This window comes from Methylobacterium ajmalii (assembly GCF_016613415.1).
Classification (GTDB): domain Bacteria; phylum Pseudomonadota; class Alphaproteobacteria; order Rhizobiales; family Beijerinckiaceae; genus Methylobacterium; species Methylobacterium ajmalii.
In genome coordinates this window covers 3,880-4,198 of the sequence record NZ_JACWCT010000020.1, presented here as the reverse complement: position 1 = coordinate 4,198, position 319 = coordinate 3,880, and the positions used below count along the sequence as shown (strand labels likewise).

Here is a 319-nt window from a genome sequence, read left to right as displayed (position 1 = left end):
CGCGGATGAGGGCCTGGGGGAGCTTGGCGTCGCCCTGGACGACGTTGATGAGGTCGTAGACGACCCGGCGCTCGGCGCCCATGATGAGGTCGAGGTTGCGCAGGCCGACATCGAAGTCGACCACGCAGACGTTCTGCCCGGTCTGGGCGAGAGCGGCGCCGAGCGCCGCCGTCGTGGTGGTCTTGCCCACCCCGCCCTTGCCGGACGTCACCACTATGATCTTGGACATCGAGAATGCTCCCCCCGAGCTGTCGGGATGGGGCGGCGTCCCGGTCCGGGTCGCACGCTCACGGGGTTGTTCGGGTGTCGCCGGGCGGAC

The 319-nt window shown here is 69.9% G+C and carries 1 protein-coding gene; it reads right to left on the bottom strand.

Annotation, left to right across the window (positions count from 1 at the left end; genetic code table 11):
* Window positions 1-229 (bottom strand): nucleotide-binding protein (locus HPY23_RS03220; RefSeq protein ID WP_200649557.1); only part of this gene is annotated, 229 nt, incomplete at its 3' end.
* Between the last annotated feature and the right edge of the window lie 90 nt (window positions 230-319).